General features: G+C 47.1%; 15 protein-coding genes. 11 read left to right on the top strand and 4 right to left on the bottom strand.

Annotation, left to right across the window (positions count from 1 at the left end; translation table 11 throughout):
• Position 1 precedes the first annotated feature (1 nt).
• The 3 genes from NW199_RS08490 to NW199_RS08480 all read right to left on the bottom strand — a co-directional run bounded on the left by NW199_RS08490 (position 2) and on the right by NW199_RS08480 (position 2,739).
• A complete protein-coding gene (locus NW199_RS08490) occupies positions 2-715 on the bottom strand; it encodes a gamma-glutamyl-gamma-aminobutyrate hydrolase family protein (RefSeq protein ID WP_258334323.1) in 714 nt (237 codons plus the stop codon).
• 94 nt (positions 716-809) lie between these two features.
• The gene (locus tag NW199_RS08485; RefSeq protein WP_258334322.1) at positions 810-2,075 is read right to left on the bottom strand and encodes a M20/M25/M40 family metallo-hydrolase; all 1,266 of its coding nucleotides are present in this window, start codon (positions 2,073-2,075) and stop codon (positions 810-812) included.
• 148 nt (positions 2,076-2,223) lie between these two features.
• Positions 2,224-2,739, bottom strand: a complete 516-nt coding sequence (locus tag NW199_RS08480) for a hypothetical protein (protein WP_022472675.1) — start codon at positions 2,737-2,739, stop codon at positions 2,224-2,226.
• A 77-nt stretch (positions 2,740-2,816) separates the two neighbouring features.
• Between NW199_RS08480 and hemA the strand changes: the two genes are divergently transcribed.
• The 11 genes from hemA to NW199_RS08425 all read left to right on the top strand — a co-directional run bounded on the left by hemA (position 2,817) and on the right by NW199_RS08425 (position 16,587).
• Positions 2,817-4,106, top strand: coding sequence for a glutamyl-tRNA reductase (gene hemA, locus NW199_RS08475; RefSeq protein WP_022472674.1), 1,290 nt, complete (start codon positions 2,817-2,819; stop codon positions 4,104-4,106).
• Between the two features lie 97 nt (positions 4,107-4,203).
• On the top strand, positions 4,204-5,280 hold the full coding sequence (gene prfA, locus NW199_RS08470) for a peptide chain release factor 1 (protein WP_249091744.1): 1,077 nt from the start codon (positions 4,204-4,206) through the stop codon (positions 5,278-5,280).
• A 3-nt stretch (positions 5,281-5,283) separates the two neighbouring features.
• Positions 5,284-6,102: a peptide chain release factor N(5)-glutamine methyltransferase gene (gene prmC / locus NW199_RS08465; protein WP_258334321.1), complete on the top strand. Its 819-nt coding sequence runs from the start codon at positions 5,284-5,286 to the stop codon at positions 6,100-6,102.
• 152 nt (positions 6,103-6,254) lie between these two features.
• Positions 6,255-7,808 carry an ABC transporter substrate-binding protein gene (locus NW199_RS08460; RefSeq protein WP_258334320.1) on the top strand — a complete coding sequence of 518 codons (1,554 nt, stop codon included), beginning with the start codon at positions 6,255-6,257 and terminating at the stop codon, positions 7,806-7,808.
• Positions 7,809-7,875: 67 nt separating this feature from the next.
• On the top strand, positions 7,876-9,945 hold the full coding sequence (locus tag NW199_RS08455; protein ID WP_258334319.1) for a dipeptide ABC transporter ATP-binding protein: 2,070 nt from the start codon (positions 7,876-7,878) through the stop codon (positions 9,943-9,945).
• Positions 9,945-10,868, top strand: a complete 924-nt coding sequence (locus NW199_RS08450) for an ABC transporter permease (protein WP_022472669.1) — start codon at positions 9,945-9,947, stop codon at positions 10,866-10,868. The genes NW199_RS08455 and NW199_RS08450 overlap by 1 nt, the downstream gene beginning before the upstream one ends.
• Before the next feature lie 15 nt (positions 10,869-10,883).
• Positions 10,884-11,723 carry an ABC transporter permease gene (locus NW199_RS08445; RefSeq protein WP_258334318.1) on the top strand — a complete coding sequence of 280 codons (840 nt, stop codon included), beginning with the start codon at positions 10,884-10,886 and terminating at the stop codon, positions 11,721-11,723.
• A gap of 2 nt (positions 11,724-11,725) precedes the next feature.
• Entirely contained in the window at positions 11,726-13,261 is a 1,536-nt protein-coding gene (locus NW199_RS08440) for an alkaline phosphatase family protein (protein WP_258334317.1), read from the top strand.
• 6 nt (positions 13,262-13,267) lie between these two features.
• Positions 13,268-14,122, top strand: coding sequence for a phosphoserine phosphatase SerB (serB, locus tag NW199_RS08435; RefSeq protein ID WP_258334316.1), 855 nt, complete (start codon positions 13,268-13,270; stop codon positions 14,120-14,122).
• Positions 14,123-14,580: 458 nt separating this feature from the next.
• On the top strand, positions 14,581-15,336 hold the full coding sequence (locus NW199_RS08430) for a basic amino acid ABC transporter substrate-binding protein (protein ID WP_258334315.1): 756 nt from the start codon (positions 14,581-14,583) through the stop codon (positions 15,334-15,336).
• A gap of 66 nt (positions 15,337-15,402) precedes the next feature.
• Positions 15,403-16,587: a M20 metallopeptidase family protein gene (locus tag NW199_RS08425; RefSeq protein WP_258334314.1), complete on the top strand. Its 1,185-nt coding sequence runs from the start codon at positions 15,403-15,405 to the stop codon at positions 16,585-16,587.
• A gap of 4 nt (positions 16,588-16,591) precedes the next feature.
• Here the strand turns inward: NW199_RS08425 and NW199_RS08420 are convergent, their stop codons facing one another.
• The gene (locus NW199_RS08420) at positions 16,592-17,788 is read right to left on the bottom strand and encodes a M20 metallopeptidase family protein (RefSeq protein ID WP_258334313.1); all 1,197 of its coding nucleotides are present in this window, start codon (positions 17,786-17,788) and stop codon (positions 16,592-16,594) included.
• Between the last annotated feature and the right edge of the window lie 167 nt (positions 17,789-17,955).

Here is a 17,955-nt window from a genome sequence, read left to right as displayed (position 1 = left end):
ACTAGGATCTCTTTTGTGCGGCTTCGATGAAAAATTCTACTAGGCGCAGATTTTCCGGCCGTCCCTGATAGATACGCTCCGGGTGCCATTGAACAGCAACCAGAAAATCATCGCCATTGGCTTGAACCGCCTCAACAATTTGATCGGTTGAACAGCGGGCAATCACATTCAGAGTAGGGGCAATCCGATCAACTGCTTGGTGGTGAAAACTATTGACTGTTATGACTTGCTCTGCACAGGCTTTAAAGAGATAAGACTCGCCCAATACATCCACTTCATGCATGGTCGGAGTCCCCGGCGTGACATAGCGATGTTCCGTTCGGCTGCCAACTTGATTGGGAATATCTTCTATCAATGTCCCACCCATTGCCACGTTAATGAGCTGCATACCGCGGCAAATGCCGAAAATCGGTTTATGGGCGTTGCGGGCTGCATCAAAAAGGGCAAATTCCACCGCATCACGTACTAGAGCCGGTTTTTGACAATACTGGGGGCACCGGCTGTCAAAATAACTCGGAGCAATATCTTGACCGCCCGTAAACAAAAAGCCGTCACAACGAACGACAGCTTCATGAATAGCTTCCGGTGAGACATTTAAAGGCAGTACCATCGGCATGCCGCCCGCATCCCAAATTAGCTCTAAATAGTTTTGCCACATCCAACCGCAGGACTTTACATCGTCCCAAAGTGATGTCACGCCAATCAAAGGTCTCATAAAAATCTCAAATGCAGAAACGCCACATCCCCTTTGGGTTTTTCACCAACCCAAAGGGGTCTAGTTTCCGACAGTATATTCGGTTTGATAACGATTAGAGTTTCTTAGGCAACAACGGTTCTTCGTCTTCGACGCCAACCAAACTCAACGCTGCCAATGTCAGCAGCTGCGGGCCCAAGTGGGTGTCAATCATTTCGAAGAATTCTTTCACATTGTGCGCATTTTCAGCGTGTCCGCCCGAGCACAAGCAAGTTGACGGGATATTTTCGCTCATCGGCGCATTAGCATCCGTTGAAGAGCGGCCATATTGAGTCAACTCAATACCCAACACTTTCTGCGCGCTGCGGGCAACTTGAAGCACGGGGCAATCATGCGGACGGGTACCGGCAGGACGGTCGCCGATTGCCGTTTTTGTTACCTTAAGGATGCGTTCCGGATCGGTAATTGTCCAAGACGCGTTTTCTTCTGCGACAGCTTCATCGAACTTCGAAAGAATTTCCGCTTCCAAAGCCAAAAGACATTGGTTGTCAAAGCTTCTCATGTCAATTTCGACTTCGCAGTGAGCGGCGATGGAATTAACAGTCGTCCCACCTTTAATCGTTCCAACCGTCCAGGTTGTCTTCGGATCAGCAGCCGGACGCAAATCAGCAAACTTTTCAATAGCACGAGCCATGGCGTGAATAGCGCTCGGCGTCTTTCCATATTCAGCGAAGCTGTGGCCGCCCAAGCCGTCAATGCTCACGCGCCAGCGATGAGAACCCGTAGCTCCGTAGAGCACACGACCCACATCAGTGGAGTCCACCGCGATAAAGCCGTCAATCCTATTGTTTTTGACCAAATGTTTAGAACCGCGAATGTCACCGTTGCCTTCTTCACCAACAGTACCCACGAACCAAATATCACCTTTTGTCTGGATGTTGGCTTCTTCAAGACCTCTTAAAACCTGCAAAATGGCACGAAGGCCGGAGCAATTGTCACCGATGCCGGGAGCCGAATAACGAATACCGTCTTTTTTCACCGTCACATCCGTATCGATGGAAAAAACGGAATCCATGTGTGCGCCCAAAACCAAAATCGGGCCACCTTCCACAGTGCCCTTGCGAACACCGATGACATTACCGATTTCATCCATCTTCACATCAGTCAAACCATAGGCCTTCATGCGTTCAAGAACGGATTGCGCGCGCTTTTCTTCCATAAAGGTCGGCGCGGGAATTTCACAGAGTTCCACCTGTTCATCCATTGCTCGTTGAACATCACGCTTGGCGATTTGAAGTGCTTTTTGAACTTTTTCTAATTGAGCGACTTTTTGTACCTGAGAGAAAACCGCTTCGCTTAATGCAGGAAGTTCTTTAGCCATATATCCTCCAAAAGATTGCAACCATCCTTTCCTTTATTAATCCATTGAGTATGGAAAGGGCGTCAAAAGCTGTGGCCTATTTCTACTAAGCCACCGAACGGGATCAATTGTAAGGACTGTGAGTGTTAAGAGAAAATTAAATCTTGCCTTAATCCGAAGAGAGATGACTTTCTTCGGCTGAAAGCCTCAAAATAACTTCGCGAGCAATTTTTTCACAATCTTTAATATGTTCGCGCCCCAAATAACGCAAGGCTGTGAACCCTAAAGCCGCCGCACTAATTTGCCCCACGACCGGCACCCATTTAGCGGCTTGCTTGCTTCCTAATTTAATGCCGACACTTTTTAAAACAGAAATGGCTAATTGAGCCGTAATGACTTTACCGGCTAACACGGTGCCCGCCCAACTGATTGCCTGATAGGCAAGAATTCTTCTTTGACTAGGCAAACGATCAATTTGTTCAGGAGTCAAACCAAATTCCCAGTTAATATGATCAATCATTTTGATCATAACGGAGACATCCACCAACATATCCACTCCCGGAATCGGGACAAAAGTCGCCCCGGCACTCATCAGTGCCTGGCGATCAACGTGTCGCCTGGCACGCAAGACGGCAGCCCGGATTCTGTCCTCATTGGTCGGAATAAGCGGAAGATTCTTTGTCATAAGGAAAAATTAATCGATACGCTATACACTTACGCTTCTGTTTGGATTTTAGGGAAAGTTTTTCCCTTTTTCTTTTCATGCACTTACTGGCCTTAGGTTTAAATCACACGACCGCTCCGCTTGCTATTCGCGAACGGGTTGCATTCGGTCCCGAGGAAACTGCCGAGACAATCGGCAGGGTCTTGTCGCGCCTGTCGGGTGAGGAGTCCGGCCATATTACCGAAGCGTTGATTCTGTCTACCTGCAACCGCACAGAACTTTACTGCGCGGCTGAAGATCCAGACTTAGCCATCGGCGCGCTCGAAGCCTTCTTGGCTGAAGAGAAAAATCTGTCCATATCTGAACTCACCCCCCACACATATGCTTTGACAGACTTAGAAGTGGTTGAGCACGCGTTTTGTGTAGCTAGCGGCCTTGATTCAATGGTTCTGGGTGAAACACAAATCGTCGGTCAAATGAAAAAGGCTGAAAAAGCCGCTCGAAAGGCCCAAGGTTTAGGGCTGATGCTCAACACCCTTTTTCAAAGAACGTTCACTGTTGCCAAAGAAGTTCGTACAGCAACGGAAATCGGAGCACATACGGTCTCCATGTCGGCTGCCGCCGTTCGATTGGCTAACCGCCTCTTTGGTGAATTACACGACTTAAACGTTCTTTTTGTGGGAGCCGGAGAAATGATTGAATTGTGCGCCGCCCATTTCAATGGCCAGGCCCCGAAGTCAATGACGATTGCCAATCGCTCGCTTGACCGTGGAGAAGCGCTCGCAGCTCGTTTTAGCGCACAATGCATGAAATTGGCGGACTTACCTCAGCAGATTTCACGCTTTGACATCATTGTCTCTTGCACAGCCAGCGCTCTTCCCATCATCGGCTTAGGCATGATTGAGCGAGCCATTCGTGAACGCCATCACAAACCGATATTCATCGTTGACTTAGCCGTACCGCGTGACGTTGAAGAGGAAGTTGCCAGGTTAGATGACGTTTATGTCTACACTGTGGATGATCTCGGTAAAGTGGTTCAGAGCGGCAAAGCTGAACGTTTGGCCGCCGTGGATGAAAGCCGACACATCATTGCGCAGCGTGTCAAAGATTTTTCTGATTGGCTGCAATGGCGCAACAGCGTTCCTACCATTGAAATGATGATTGAGCGCGCAAGCGACTTGTCCGAAGCCTGCATTGAGCGCGCCAAGCACAGCATCAAAAACGGCAATGATGTTGATGCTGCCTTAAAACGTATGGCTCACGATATTACTCGTAAGCTCATTCATGATAACTTGGCTTTGCTCAAAGATACCGAGCACCTCTCTACCGCTGAACGCCAACATCTTGAAGCGTGTTTTAAGCGCTTTTATCTTGAGCGAAAACGTTAGCGGCGTTCAACGTTTTGCCCCTTTTTTCGGACTGCCTTAATATTGCGCCGTCCAACAGTATTTTCTTTGAATCGAATTTAATCTTAGGAGACTGCCCGTGAAAGAGTCGATGCGCAGTAAACTCAAACAAATCGCCAGACGCCTGGAAGAAATTGATGCCATGCTGGCTTCGCCCGATGTCACCAACGACATGAATCGTTTCCGCGATCTGTCACGCGAACGGGCTGAAATCGAGCCGGTTGTGTTAAAACTCAAGGAATACGAATCCACCGAAGCCGATATGGAAGCCGCTCGCGAAATGCTTGAGGATCCGGAATCAGCCGATTTTGCCCAAGAAGAAATTGATAATGGCAAAAAGCATTTGGAAGCTCTTGAAAAAGACCTCCAGATCATGCTCCTGCCGCGCGATCCCAACGACAGTAAGAACATTTATTTGGAAATCCGCGCTGGTACCGGTGGCGATGAATCGGCACTCTTTGCCGGCGATCTTCTTCGCATGTACACCCGCTATGCTGAACGCCAAGGCTGGAGCACGGAAATTGTTTCCGCTTCAGAAAGTGATTTGGGCGGTTATAAGGAAGTGATTGTTCGCGTGATCGGTGATGGAGCTTATTCCAAACTCAAGTTTGAAAGCGGTGGCCACCGCGTGCAACGCGTTCCGGAAACCGAAAGTCAAGGACGAGTTCATACGTCTGCCTGTACTGTTGCCGTGTTGCCGGAACTCGATGAAATCGGAGAAGTAGAAATTAATCCGGCCGACCTTCGCATTGACGTCTATCGTGCTTCTGGAGCCGGCGGTCAACACGTTCAGAAAACAAACTCGGCCGTGCGTATTACCCACATCCCAACCGGCACCGTTGTGGAGTGTCAGGATGAACGAAGCCAACACGAAAACAAGGCTCGTGCCATGAGTGTCCTCATCTCGCGTATTACAGCTAATGAAATTGCCAAACAGCAGGCTCAAGAGGCTAGTACCCGCAAGAGTCTTGTCGGATCCGGCGACCGCAGTGAACGCATTCGAACCTACAACTACCCGCAGGGACGTGTGACCGATCACCGCATTAACCTCACACTCTACAAGCTTGATTTCATCATGGACGGTGATTTGGAGGAAATCATCACCGCTTTGACCACAGAGCACCAAATTGAGCAATTGGCTAATTTAGGTGAATAATCCATGCCGACAGTAAGCGAAGCTTGGCAAAACGCCTCAAAACTCATTGATCGTTTTGAGGCGAAGCTTCTTTTAGCATCTTGTTTAGGTGTCAACCGCACCTATCTCATTACACATGACAAAGACGTTTTAGCAGAAAGCGTTTTCAATCACTATAAAGACTGCGTACAAAAACGGGCCAAGGGTGTTCCCGTTCCATACATTCTCGGTAAACAAGAATTTTATGGACGCCCCTTTAAAGTCACGCCGGCTGTCTTGATTCCAAGACCCGATACGGAAACCATCGTTGAATTTGTTCTCGCTCAATGCCCTATTGATTCTGAGCTCTCTGTACTGGATATGGGAACAGGATCAGGCTGTATTGCCATTACCCTGGCACTCGAAAATTCCAACTTAAATGTAAACGCTACGGATGTCAGCCCCGCGGCACTTGAGATTGCCAGGGCAAACGCAAAAAATCTCGGCGCTGATATCCATTTTTATTGTGGCAGTTGGTTTGAACCCATTCCTGCCTCACAGCGATACGACATCATCGTCAGCAACCCTCCTTACATCCATCGAGAAGATGAACATTTGAAAAATTTGGGTTATGAACCGATTAGCGCGCTCACCGATGGCTTTGACGGTCTCACGCATATTGACCACATCATAAAAAACGCCCCTTCTTTTTTAAATGAAAAGGGCTTGCTGGTTTTCGAACACGGTTGGGATCAAGGTGAAAGTGTTCGAACATTATTTAAAAAACATTCCCTTTGGAAAGACATCCAAACCATTCAAGATTTAGGCGGCAACGATAGGGTTACTGCTGCCCGCCTTTTCTAAATACACATCGTTTTTCATCGAATCGTCATCTTTTCATCGCAATTTTGAAACATTGCGATATCAAAATAGCTCCCCGAGATAGCTGTCCTTAATTACCGCCGGTTGTTTTGTTTGTACCGGCATCAATTGACTTTCTTTTGATGGAGTTTTTCATGACTGTGTTTCGCAAAACACTTCTTGCCTCAATGTTGATTTCATGCGGCTTAATGTCTCAAGCCGCCTTGGCAAGTGCCGAACATATGGTCGTTGCCGTCCAGCAACTTCCGCCTACTGTTGAACCTCAAGGCGTTAACAATAATGCCATTGATCGTGTTGTTGCTTCCATTTACGAAACGCTAATTTATGCCGATACGCATACCGGTGAAATGAAACCGGGCTTGGCAGAATCCTGGAAACGTATTTCCCCGGAAACAGTTGAATTCAAGTTACGCAAAGGCGTGAAGTTCCACGACGGTACGGACTTTACTGCCGATGATGTTGTTTTCAGTTTTGGTCCTGAACGCTTCTCCGGTGAAAAAGCGCCCGGACGCCCTGCCGCCTGGGAATTTTTGGGTGGTCTAAAAGAAGTTAAGAAAGTTGATGACTACACGGTTCGTATAACGATGAAAGCCGCCGATCCTTTAATCGAGCGTCGCTTCTCTGCCCGTATGTCTGAAATTATCTCTGAAGACGGCTACAAGAAGGCCGGTTCTTGGGAAAATTGGATCAAACATCCGATCGGCACCGGTCCCTATCAGATTTCATCCTTTAAGACTGGCAACCGCCTTGATCTCGTTCGTTTCGACGGTTATTGGAACAAGAAGGCTCCCGCTAGCAAGTTGAGTTTCGTTGAAGTGCCGGAATTGTCCGCTCGTGTGGCCGGTCTTCGTTCCGGAGAATTTGATCTTATCACCGAAGTACCGCCCGACCAGATCAAACCTCTATCCTCTGACGGTAAAGTTGACGTGGTCGGTGGCCCAATCGATAACATCTACGGTTTAGTTTTCGATAGCCGCTCTTCTAAGGTCATGCAAAGCAAGGAATTGCGTCAGGCTTTCTTGCATGCCATTGACCGAGACCTCCTGGTTAACGCCTTGTTCGCTGGCAAGACCGTAACAGCCAATAGCTTCCAATCAAAGACTTTCGGTGATTTGTACATCCCCGAAATGAACCAAAACCTCTATGACCCCGAAAAAGCTAAGGCTCTGATCAAAGCTTCCGGTTATAAAGGAGAGCCTATTGTCTGGCGAATTCAGGCCGGTTACTACACTCTTGAAATGACTGTTTCCCAGGCCATCGCTTCCATGTTAAAGGCTGTTGGCTTAAATATTGAAATTCAGGTGAAGGAAAACTGGACGCAGGTGGAAGCCGCCGGCGCTGACCGCATGATTAATAATGCAAGCTTCTCAGCCTACTTCCCAGATCCCGCTTCTCAATTATGGCGTCGTCTCAAGCCGGGTACGTCTTGGGACTCGATGGGCTACATCGACACGACAAGCGCCGATTACAAGGTTTTTGCTGAAAACGGCAAGATTTTGGAAACCTCTATTGATCCGGCCAAACGTAAGGCGGCTTGGATCAAGATGCTTCAAGCCTTCGCCAATGATCCTCAAGCATGCCCGCTTTATGCCTTGCCGATGATTTATGGCAAGCAAAAGAGCGTCCAATGGACGCCTGGCACTGAAGGCCGTCTGTACTTAAACGCTGACAATCTGTCGTTTAAGTAATTTTTCAATAATTCTCCCGCTCCTTGGCCTAAGGCAAAGGGGCGGGTTTCGCATCTAAATTAATCTCATGCAAAACGATCCTCTGATCAGCATCCGGGACTTGCACGTATCGTTCGGCTCCGTGGAAGTACTCCACGGAATCGATCTCGATATTGAGCAGGGTGTCATTCATGCCTTAATCGGTGAATCTGGTTCCGGCAAAAGTGTGTTGGCACGATCCATCTTAGGTCTTGCCGGCAATAACTGTCGCATCACCGGCAGCATTCAATTTCAAGGCAACGAACTTCTGACACTTTCTGCTGAAGAGTACAGAAAACTAAGAGGGGCCGAAATAGCCATGGTGGTGCAAGATGCCATGAGCGCCTTAAACCCCATGAGGACGATTGGGCATCAATTGATGGAAACCATCGCCTGTCGCCATCCGAATTACCGTGATCACAACACAGCAACCGTATTGGCCACCCATAAGCACGACCTGCACGATATTGCCTTGGAACTTTTAAAAACCGTCGGCATTACGGCGCCGGAAAAGCGTATGACTTCGTATGCCCATCAACTCTCAGGTGGCATGCGCCAACGCATCATGATCGCACTGGCCTTGGTGGGATCTCCTAAGTTGCTATTGGCCGATGAACCGACAACAGCATTGGATGTGGTAGTACAGCGTGAGCTCTTGCAAGAGTTACGAGAAACTATCCGCAAATTAAACATGTCCATGCTACTGGTCACTCATGACCTGCACTTGGCTCACGATATAGCCGACAAAGTCTCTGTCATGTACGCAGGTTATCTGCTCGAGGAAGGCCCCGTCACCAAGGTTCTTCCCAATCCGTCACACCCCTATACTGAGGGACTATTGGATGCGATGCCCGATATGACAAGTGTCAAGGGCACACTTAAACCGATCCCCGGCGAAATTCCTCCTCCGGACAAACTTGGTAGTGGCTGCCCCTTTGCTAGTCGTTGTGGCAAAGTCTGCGATTCCTGTCGTCAAACGCTTACAGCGTTAACAGAAATTGACGCTTCCGTTCATTGGCGTTCCCGTTGCACCAAAGCTCACGATGCGCCCGTTAATGAACAGCAAGAGGGCCTTCAACAAGTTACCGATATGATGAAGTCGATTGTCAACATGGAACAAACCGACTTCCCGACATTGGTCAATGCGCAAATCAAGCGTCATTGCTACTACACCCGTCAAGGTCTGCTAGGACGTAAAAAACCTTGGGATGTACTGCAAGATATTGACGTGCAGATTGAACACGGTGAGATTCTTGGTCTCGTCGGTGAATCCGGTTGTGGCAAATCGACTCTAGCCCGCCTGTTGTTAGGTCATCAAAAGCCCACTCAGGGCATCGTTCTTTTTAAAGATCAACCAATTCCAGAACCCCGAAGCAAACCCTGGCGTGCCCAGCGAGCCGCCATGCAAATGATCTATCAAGATCCATACGGCTGTTTTGACGCTCGAATGCCTATCATTGAGCAAGTTGCCGAGCCCCTGTTGGTTCATAAGCATCTTTCTAAAGAAAGCGCTCTCGAGCGAGCCGCGGCTGTCTTAAAAGCAGTAGGGATGCCCGCTCACCACATGAATAAATTGCCGGTTGTCATGTCAGGCGGTCAACTTCAACGCGCGGCCATCGCACGCGCCGTGGCTTTGGAACCGGCTTTATTGGTTTGTGATGAGCCCGTCGCATCGCTTGACGTTTCTATTCAAGCTCAAGTTTTGGAGCTTTTATACAACTTAAGAAACGCAAGCCACATGTCCATGCTCTTCGTATCGCATAACTTAAATGTCGTTCGATACATTTGTGACCGCGTTGTGGTGATGTATCTGGGTCGTATTGTGGAATCCGGTGATGTGGATGAAATCTTCAAACACCCCAAACATCCTTACACCCAACTTCTAATGGCCAGTACCCCTGGAGCGGATGCCAGCGTCATTCGGTTTTACCCGAAAGGCTCGATGCCAAGCCCCATTGACCGTCCTAAGGGATGCGTCTTTGCCAATCGTTGTCCGGTCGCCACGACACGCTGTCATTTAGAAGTCCCGGCACTTACAAAACTTTCTGATAACCATGCCTGTGCGTGCTTTGAACAAAAAGCCTTTGAAGCTCTTCAGGCCTCCGAAGGAGAAGCGTGATGGTAGCGCTTGTTCTGCGTATCGTGTTTCGCTCGCTCGTGACACTATTTTTGCTCACCGCTTGCGTCTTTTTCGCCCTTCATCTAACCGGTGATCCTGCCCGTATTATGCTGGGGGACGGAGCCGATGCGACTGCATTGGCAGCTTTCCGTGCCCAATGGGGTCTTGATAAGCCACTGTGGGAACAATTTCTTGTTTATCTGCAGAAATTTATCACTCTTGACATGGGAACAAGTTACTTGACTGGATTACCTGTCAAAGAGGTGTTCCTGAATGCCTTCTGGCCAACGTTGGACTTAATGATCCCGACAGCCATCGTGACCCTTTTGTTCGGAATTCCTGCCGGTGTTATCGCGGCTCTGCACCGTAACACGGCTTTAGATAAAACTATGATGTTTGTGTCGGTTTTCGGCTACGCAGTACCGAACTTCTTCATGGGTGTTTTGCTGCTTTTGATCTTTTCAATTTGGTTAGGTTGGCTACCTTCCTACGGTAATGCAACCGGCTGGCACTACATTATGCCCATCATCACCATGGCTACTTCTGAAGCCGCTATTTTTTCTCGTTACGCCAGAAGCGCCATGATTGAAGCAATGCGCCTGCCCTGTGTAAAAGCCGCTCGCATGAGAGGACTACCGGATCGGCGAGTCATTTGGTTACATGCTCTACCCAATGCCATGCTTTCCATTCTGACAATTATGGGCTTTTTCTTGGGTACTTTAGTGGCCGGCGCCGTGATCACTGAAAATGTCTTCTCTTGGCCTGGTGTTGGCAAACTTTTGGTGCAGTCTGTTGCCAACCGTGATATCCCTGTTGTTCAACTGATTGTATTGGCTACAGGCGCCTCACTCATTATTGCCAACCTCGCGATGGACTTACTGGCCCTAGTTGTGAATCCTCGCTTGCGTAAGAGCAACAATTAACGGAGTACGAGACAAATGGCTCAATTTATTAATGTACAGAAGAAAAGCTCGGATGTTCTGGTCTATTGCAGTGCGGGGTTGCTTTTCATATTTTTCACATTCGGTGTTTTAGCTCCGTGGATTGCCCCCTATGACCTGGAACAAATGGATTTAGGCTCTCGCCTAACAATGCCTTTCACCAGCTTCGCGCATATCCTTGGAACGGACGAATTAGGTCGGGATGTTTTCTCGCGCTTGGTTTACTCACTTAGACTATCGTTTTTATTGGCAATCGCCGGAACGATTCTCGGTGCCATCATCGGTACAACACTAGGTTTCTTAGCGGCACGCTTCGGTGGAGTCGTTGATGACGTACTTAACGCCGCTGTGGATTTCACCGCCTCTTTACCCTTCATCATTCTTGCCTTAACTATCTTGGCATTCTTGGGTACCAACGTTACGGTCATCGTCGTCATTATGGCTGTTTATGGATGGGATCGTTACGCCCGCCTGACCCGTAATCTTGCTCGCTCTGCTTACACAGAAGGCTATGCGAATGCGCTTGAAGGCTTAGGGATTCCAACCTGGCGTATTGCCATTCGTCACATCCTGCCCAACATTGCCTCCGCTCTTGTTGTCAATATGACACTGAACTTTCCGGGAATGATTTTGCTCGAAACATCACTGTCCTTTTTGGGCGTTGGTGTACAGCCTCCAATGAGTTCCTTGGGCACAATGCTTGGCTTCGGTCGTGACTACCTTACGACCGCCTGGTGGATTGCTGTCATTCCAGGGATTGTCATTGTCCTTTCCACGCTCTCTATGTCCATTTTAGGTGATTTTGTTCAACAAAAATTAGAACCGCAAGGCAGATAAATATGACTGAAAAACAAACTCGTTTCGTTATCGTGGGCTTTGATGGCTTACGGCCTGACTGTATTGATGAAGACATGCCAACTCTTTCGGCATTTATTGCTCAATCACACCGTTGGAATCGTTATTTAGCCACTTTCCCAACCGAGACCTATGTTAATCATCCGAGCATTTTCTCCGGTTTTCGTCCTAATCGACACGGTATCATCGCAAATGCCTTTTTTAATCGAGAAATGCCTTCGGAAAAAAGTGTTTTCGTTGGCTCTAGTGTTTCCAGCATTGAAACACAAGACGCTGCAGTCGACTTAATTCAAGTCCCCACACTAGGGGATCGATTGGGACTAGCCGGTAAAACATTGCGGGTTATTTGCGCGAATTCCTCAGGCAGCACTCGTCTGCAGCATATTCACGCAGATCGTTACAGTGGTCACTTAAACTGTTGTGTACACGATATCGGACTCACACTGCCCGCATCAGAACGTGAAGCCCTTCGTGCGAAATGGGGCAACGGTGTTGCATTGAAGTTTCCAGACTTTGACGGAACAAAACTTGTCACTGACATATTCTTTGACTATGAATTACCTCGTGGCTTAGGGGATGTCACCATTCTTTGGATCGGTGAACCTGACCACTCAAGCCATGAGTTCGGGATATTTAATGACAAAACTCGTCAAGCCAGAAAGGCAGCCGATGAAGCTTTTAAGCGTGTCTTAGACTGGTGGACAGCCAAAGGTGAAAAAGAAGGCGTGCAACTTGCTGTTATGTCAGACCATGGACACGGAACAGTCTGCGCCCACTATGACTTGAAGAGCAAGTTGATAGAAAAAGGCTGGAAGGTTATATCCGGTAAAGATCTTCAGAATGGACTAAAACCTCAAGACAACGATATAGTCATGATTGGTGACTATACGTTGGGACTTTGGTTAACTCATCCTACTGAAAACAATTTACTGCGACTTCGGGATGAATTAATGAGTATCGAAGAAGTGGGCATGATATTCTCACAACCCAAAATCGGCAGCAGCGATAATGACGTAGAAGGGCGCGTAAAAGGCACTTTTTCCGAAGCTCTCATTTCCTCCGATCACGCCAGAGGCCCCGATCTTCGAGTGACTATGCGAAATAATCCTCGAACAGGACGACTCGTTATGGGCGCTTCGCTGGAAATTGGAACTGGCAACCATGGTGGTCTTTTACCAGTGGAAATTAACAGTCTTTTAGCTGTTAAAGGCGACCAATTTCAAGCACCGGAAGCAGTACACACAGAACCGGCCGGACATGACGATTTCGCCTTGACCGTAATGACACTGATGGGATTGTTAGGAAATGAGTCTGCTCTTTCCCCTATGCCTTCTGCACGATTACTGACCGAAGCTATCGGTGGTAGAGAAAAAATGGATTGTGAAGAAGAAATCCTCACTCTCCAAGAGGGGAAATTTATGCAGTATATCCAGCGTGTACGATTCGGTAATCACGTCTATGTTACCGAGGGAGCAAGAGCGGGTACTTGCAATATTGAGGCTTTAAATCAATCGGAGTAATCAACGATGGATATTGTTATTCAAGGAGCAGGGGCTGAGGCCTTTGCTGAAAAACTTAATCTTAGAAATATTTGGATTAAACCGGATGCCGTCCGTGTCAATGAAGCCGACAGCACCTTAACTCAAGAATTAGTAGAACAGGCAACTAAACAAGGTTTTGATGTTAATTGTGTGCCTAATGGCCTCAGCATCAAAAACTTTGGCTTACTTGCGCTTGATATGGATAGCACACTCATTGAGCTTGAATGCATTGATGATATTGCCTGGCAGTGCGGCGTTGGCGAAGAAGTAGCCCGTATGACTGAAATCGCCATGCAAGGTCATATGCCTTTTGCCGAATACTTGAGAGAACGCGTAAAACTGTTTAAAGGTCATCCGGCCCACTACGTGGAAGTCACGGCCTCTCATGCCAAATTAATGCCGGGTGCTATGGAGTTAATCAACTTCGCAAAAGACCACGGTCTTAAAACTTATATTCTTTCCGGAGGCTTTGACACAATCGCCAAGGTTGTGTGTGAAGAGCTCGGAATGACCGGCTATCTTTGCAATCGACTGATTGAGAAAGATGGTGTGCTCACGGGAGAAACCACGGGCCCCGGAGGCGGTGAAATTTTAGATGCCGATGGTAAGCGCCGCGCTTTGGATATGCTATGCATGCTTTATGGTTTACACCATTCACAAGCCATTGCCGGAGGCGATGGTGCCAATGATCTAGAAATGATCAAAACAGCCGGCTTGGGCTTCGCCTATCACGGTAAACCGATTGTGGCCGCCAGTGCGCCGTATCGTGTCAATCACGGAGGTCTTGACGTTGTCATTAACCTCTTTATCGAAGCTTGGGATAAGGCCAAAAAGCTCTAAGGCTACGGTTTTCAAGTGTTTAAAGGCTTCCAGATACTAAGGAAGCCTTTTTCTTTTGACTCGCATCAAAATTTATTTTTGTCGACAGTCTTGTCTATTTTTCAGAAAATACAGCAAACTTTTTCTAATTCATTGTTTTATAAGAAATTATAATTTAAAACATTCTTGTAATGAACTAAGTGATTTCACTGTTATCGCTACTTTTTATCTAACACTTTTTACCCATTTCTAACTCAAAATAACTAGAGAAAAAAACTTATTCAACCTTTCCAAAAACATGCGCTCCCACTACTTATCTTCTTGAATTTCAAACATTATTAATTTTGCCGACCATTTATTCGTAATAATCGTCTATTTCATCAATATTCTTTTTATCTTTCAATGTGTTAACCACCTTGTTGATCAAAAACCGTCCGCATACACTGTCGGGAAATCGACTTTTATGTTTGGAGTTCATCATGAAAAAAATTTTATTAAGCGCTCTCTTAAGTTCCATGATTGCCAGTGGTTCTGCCATGGCCGGTACACTTTTGGTCGGCACCGATGCTGGACTCGCTCCTTTTGAATTTAAAGATCCGAAAACCAACGAAATTGTCGGGTTTGATATCGATCTGATTAATGCTATTGCCAAAGCGGTGGGCGATGAAGCCAAAATCCAAAACATGCAATTTGCAGGATTAATCCCCGCTTTACAAAGTAACATGGTTGATGTCGGTGCAGCAGCCATTACCATTACGCCAGAACGGCAAAAACAAGTGCTTTTTACCGATCCCTACTACGATGTCGGCTTAGTCATGGTCATTCAAAAGAAAAATTCCGATAAATTTAAAACACTAAAAGATATGGAGGGTAAACGCATCTGCGCTCAAATTGGCTCAACTGGCTCTATTTTGGCCTCAACTGTCAAAAACGCCACCGTTGCCAATTTCGATCAAATCGGCGAAGCTTTCATGGAATTAAAAATGAACGGGTGCGACTCCGTCATGGTTGATAAGACAGTGACTCTGTACTACTTAACTAAGCATAACGATGAAGACATTATGATGGTTCCGCACATCTATAACCCCAAACAAAACGGATTTGCCGTCGCCAAAAACAACAAAGCTTTGCTTGAAAAATTGAATAAAGGCCTAAAAATCATTAAGGAAAATGGTGAATACGACAAAATCTACGAAAAATGGTTAGGTAAAAAACCTCAAGCCTCTCAACAATAGCACTCAATCATTAAGCCTCAAAATCCATTTTGAGGCTTCTTTTGTTGTTATTTTCGTGCAATTATCATGAAATTAATTAAACGTATTGAAGAATTAACGCCGGAATTTACCACCATAAGACGTGATTTTCATAAATACCCCGAAGTCGGCCATCATGAAAATAAAACATCTGAAAAGATTGCCAACTATCTCCGTCAGTGGGGTTATCAGGTTCACACTAAAATTGCCGGTGCCGGTGTCGTAGCTCTTTTAAAATGCGGCATCTCATCCAAATGTCTTTCTATTCGGGCGGATATGGACGCATTACCGATCGAAGAGGCTAATTGTTTTGCCCATGCTTCCGTCAACAAAGGGGTGATGCATGCTTGTGGTCACGACGGCCACATGACGATGGCTCTTTTAGCCGCCCGATATCTTTCTGAGACCCAACACTTCAACGGTACGGTTCAATTTGTTTTTCAGCCCTGCGAAGAACAAGACGGAGGAGCCAGTGACATGGTCAATGACGGTCTGTTCGAGCGATTTCCGACAGACTGCATAATCGCCTGCCATAATTGGCCGGACGTTCCTCAAGGCAAAATTGCCCTTAATTGGCAAACCATAATGGCCAGCTGCAATGCTTTCCGAATCCTTGTCCGTGGACGTGGAGCTCATGGCGCCATGCCCAATAACGGAATTGATCCTCTTTTTGTTGCCGTTCAAATTGCCAATAGCCTTCAAGGAATCATCACCCGTATAAAGCGTCCTATTGATCCAGCTGTGCTATCCATTTGCAAAATCACTGCCGGGGAAACTTATAACGTTATTGCTGATACGGCTGAAATTGAAGGAACGGTAAGAACCTTTTCAGAAGATGTGACAAACATTATTGCCGATCATATGCAAAAGATTGCTTCACATGTAGCCTCTGCATTCGGCGCGACGGTCGAAGTCAACTTCATCCGTCAAGTACCACCCGTAACGAATAATCCTGAATGGGTCAATCAAATCCAAAATGCCGCGACAGAGGTATTAGGTCAAGAGGCGGTCCTTATACAAGAGCCGGTTATGCCCTCTGAGGATTTCGGTGTATTTCTAAAACACTGCCCTGGCGCACTCTTTTTTATCGGTAACGGCGAGGGCAAACACAGACAAGAGGGACATGGCCCCGGTCCCTGCGCCCTTCACAATCCGTCTTATGATTTCAACGACGCCATTTTGCCTGTGGGAGCCAGTATTTTTGCCCGAATCGCAGAAAACTATCTTTCCTAAAGTGTTAGGCGTTAACCGCCTTTAAGCGGTTTAAAGCAATAAGAACCATCAATGTTGAGCCGTAGAGAGTCGCCTCGTCATTGAAATCAAACTCACACTCATGAAGACTGGCCGTGTGCTTCGGATCTCGAATTCCTAAACGGAACAAACAACCGGGGCACACTTGAGTCATAAAGGCAAAATCTTCCGCTGTCATCTGTTGGGGAGCGGGCTTTAAGCCCTCCTCTCCCAACCAATTCCGAACAATCTCCTTAACGGCTAATGCTTGTTGTTCATGATTTAAAAGGGCTGGATATAAGCGCGTGTAGTGACACTGAGCCCGGGCTCCGTAGGCACTCGCAACACCTTCAGCAATTTCACCCAAACGCTGTTGCACCCGATCCTGAACATCAGGCTCAAAACTTCTGCAGGTGCCAATCAGTTTGGCTGTTTGAGGCAGAACACTGGATCCATTTTCATCGCCAGCTAAAATCGCTCCAAAACTGACGACCGCACCTTGCAGCGGATTAACGTTGCGGCTCACAATAGACTGAGCGCTAACAACAATTTGTGAAGCTACCAACACACTGTCAACGGCCACTTGCGGTTTCGCCCCATGTCCTCCCCGACCGGTAACATCAATGGTGAAAATATCCGCGGCCGCCATGATATACCCCGGATCAATGCCTATCTGCCCAACATCAAGCGTGGGCTCACAATGGGTAGCATAGATTTCCGCAATCGGAAACTTTTCAAATAAGCCGTTTTCTACCATTAAGCGGGCGCCCGCATAACCCTCTTCTCCCGGCTGGAAAATAACGGCAACACTGCCTTCAAAATCTCTGTGTGATGCAAGGAAACGACATGCGCCCAAAGCGACAGTCATATGCCCATCATGTCCGCATGAGTGAGCACGTTTTTCATTAACTGAGGCGTACTCGGCCCCACTTTGCTCCAATAAGGGCAAGGCATCCATATCTGCCCTCAATCCAATCCACTTATCGCTTTTCTTTTTCCCATGAATGACGGCGACCAACGCGGAAGAACCAAACCCTTTATGGATTTCATCTACGCCATAAGAACGTAACTCTTTTTCAATAAAGGCCGACGTTTCCGGCAATTGAAGACCGATCTCAGGATGTTGATGCAAATGGTGACGACAAGCATTTAATTGCGCCGACTTTTCCGATAAAAATTGTTGGATCTCTTGAGCACTGTACATTTCTGTTTCTCCTGATAAGGACTAGAAAACAATCTTAAGCGCAATGATTTCATTGTGTTTTAAAAAATCTCACAGGCGTAAGAACTTATCCTTAGCGATAAGTTTTTTAATACGTATGCTTCTGACATTTCCTAAAGTGGTGTCTTGTTAAATGCTTCGGCTGTAAA

This window comes from Parasutterella secunda (assembly GCF_024733725.1).
In the GTDB taxonomy this organism is placed as follows: domain Bacteria; phylum Pseudomonadota; class Gammaproteobacteria; order Burkholderiales; family Burkholderiaceae_F; genus Aphodousia; species Aphodousia faecalis.
The sequence above is the reverse complement of the archived record's forward strand: the minus strand, read 5'-3'. Positions and strand labels throughout refer to the sequence as shown.

Excerpts from the sequence above, each read along its gene's own strand:
- NW199_RS08445 (WP_258334318.1), top strand. The coding sequence starts at position 10,884 with ATGGCTCAATTTATTAATGTACAGAAGAAAAGCTCGGATGTTCTGGTC.
- NW199_RS08440 (WP_258334317.1), top strand. The coding sequence starts at position 11,726 with ATGACTGAAAAACAAACTCGTTTCGTTATCGTGGGCTTTGATGGCTTA.
- NW199_RS08485 (WP_258334322.1), bottom strand. The coding sequence starts at position 2,075 with ATGGCTAAAGAACTTCCTGCATTAAGCGAAGCGGTTTTCTCTCAGGTA.
- NW199_RS08455 (WP_258334319.1), top strand. The coding sequence starts at position 7,876 with ATGCAAAACGATCCTCTGATCAGCATCCGGGACTTGCACGTATCGTTC.
- NW199_RS08480 (WP_022472675.1), bottom strand. The coding sequence starts at position 2,739 with ATGACAAAGAATCTTCCGCTTATTCCGACCAATGAGGACAGAATCCGG.
- NW199_RS08490 (WP_258334323.1), bottom strand. The coding sequence starts at position 715 with ATGAGACCTTTGATTGGCGTGACATCACTTTGGGACGATGTAAAGTCC.
- NW199_RS08425 (WP_258334314.1), top strand. The coding sequence starts at position 15,403 with ATGAAATTAATTAAACGTATTGAAGAATTAACGCCGGAATTTACCACC.
- NW199_RS08460 (WP_258334320.1), top strand. The coding sequence starts at position 6,255 with ATGACTGTGTTTCGCAAAACACTTCTTGCCTCAATGTTGATTTCATGC.
- serB (WP_258334316.1), top strand. The coding sequence starts at position 13,268 with ATGGATATTGTTATTCAAGGAGCAGGGGCTGAGGCCTTTGCTGAAAAA.
- NW199_RS08450 (WP_022472669.1), top strand. The coding sequence starts at position 9,945 with ATGGTAGCGCTTGTTCTGCGTATCGTGTTTCGCTCGCTCGTGACACTA.
- hemA (WP_022472674.1), top strand. The coding sequence starts at position 2,817 with ATGCACTTACTGGCCTTAGGTTTAAATCACACGACCGCTCCGCTTGCT.
- NW199_RS08420 (WP_258334313.1), bottom strand. The coding sequence starts at position 17,788 with ATGTACAGTGCTCAAGAGATCCAACAATTTTTATCGGAAAAGTCGGCG.
- prmC (WP_258334321.1), top strand. The coding sequence starts at position 5,284 with ATGCCGACAGTAAGCGAAGCTTGGCAAAACGCCTCAAAACTCATTGAT.
- NW199_RS08430 (WP_258334315.1), top strand. The coding sequence starts at position 14,581 with ATGAAAAAAATTTTATTAAGCGCTCTCTTAAGTTCCATGATTGCCAGT.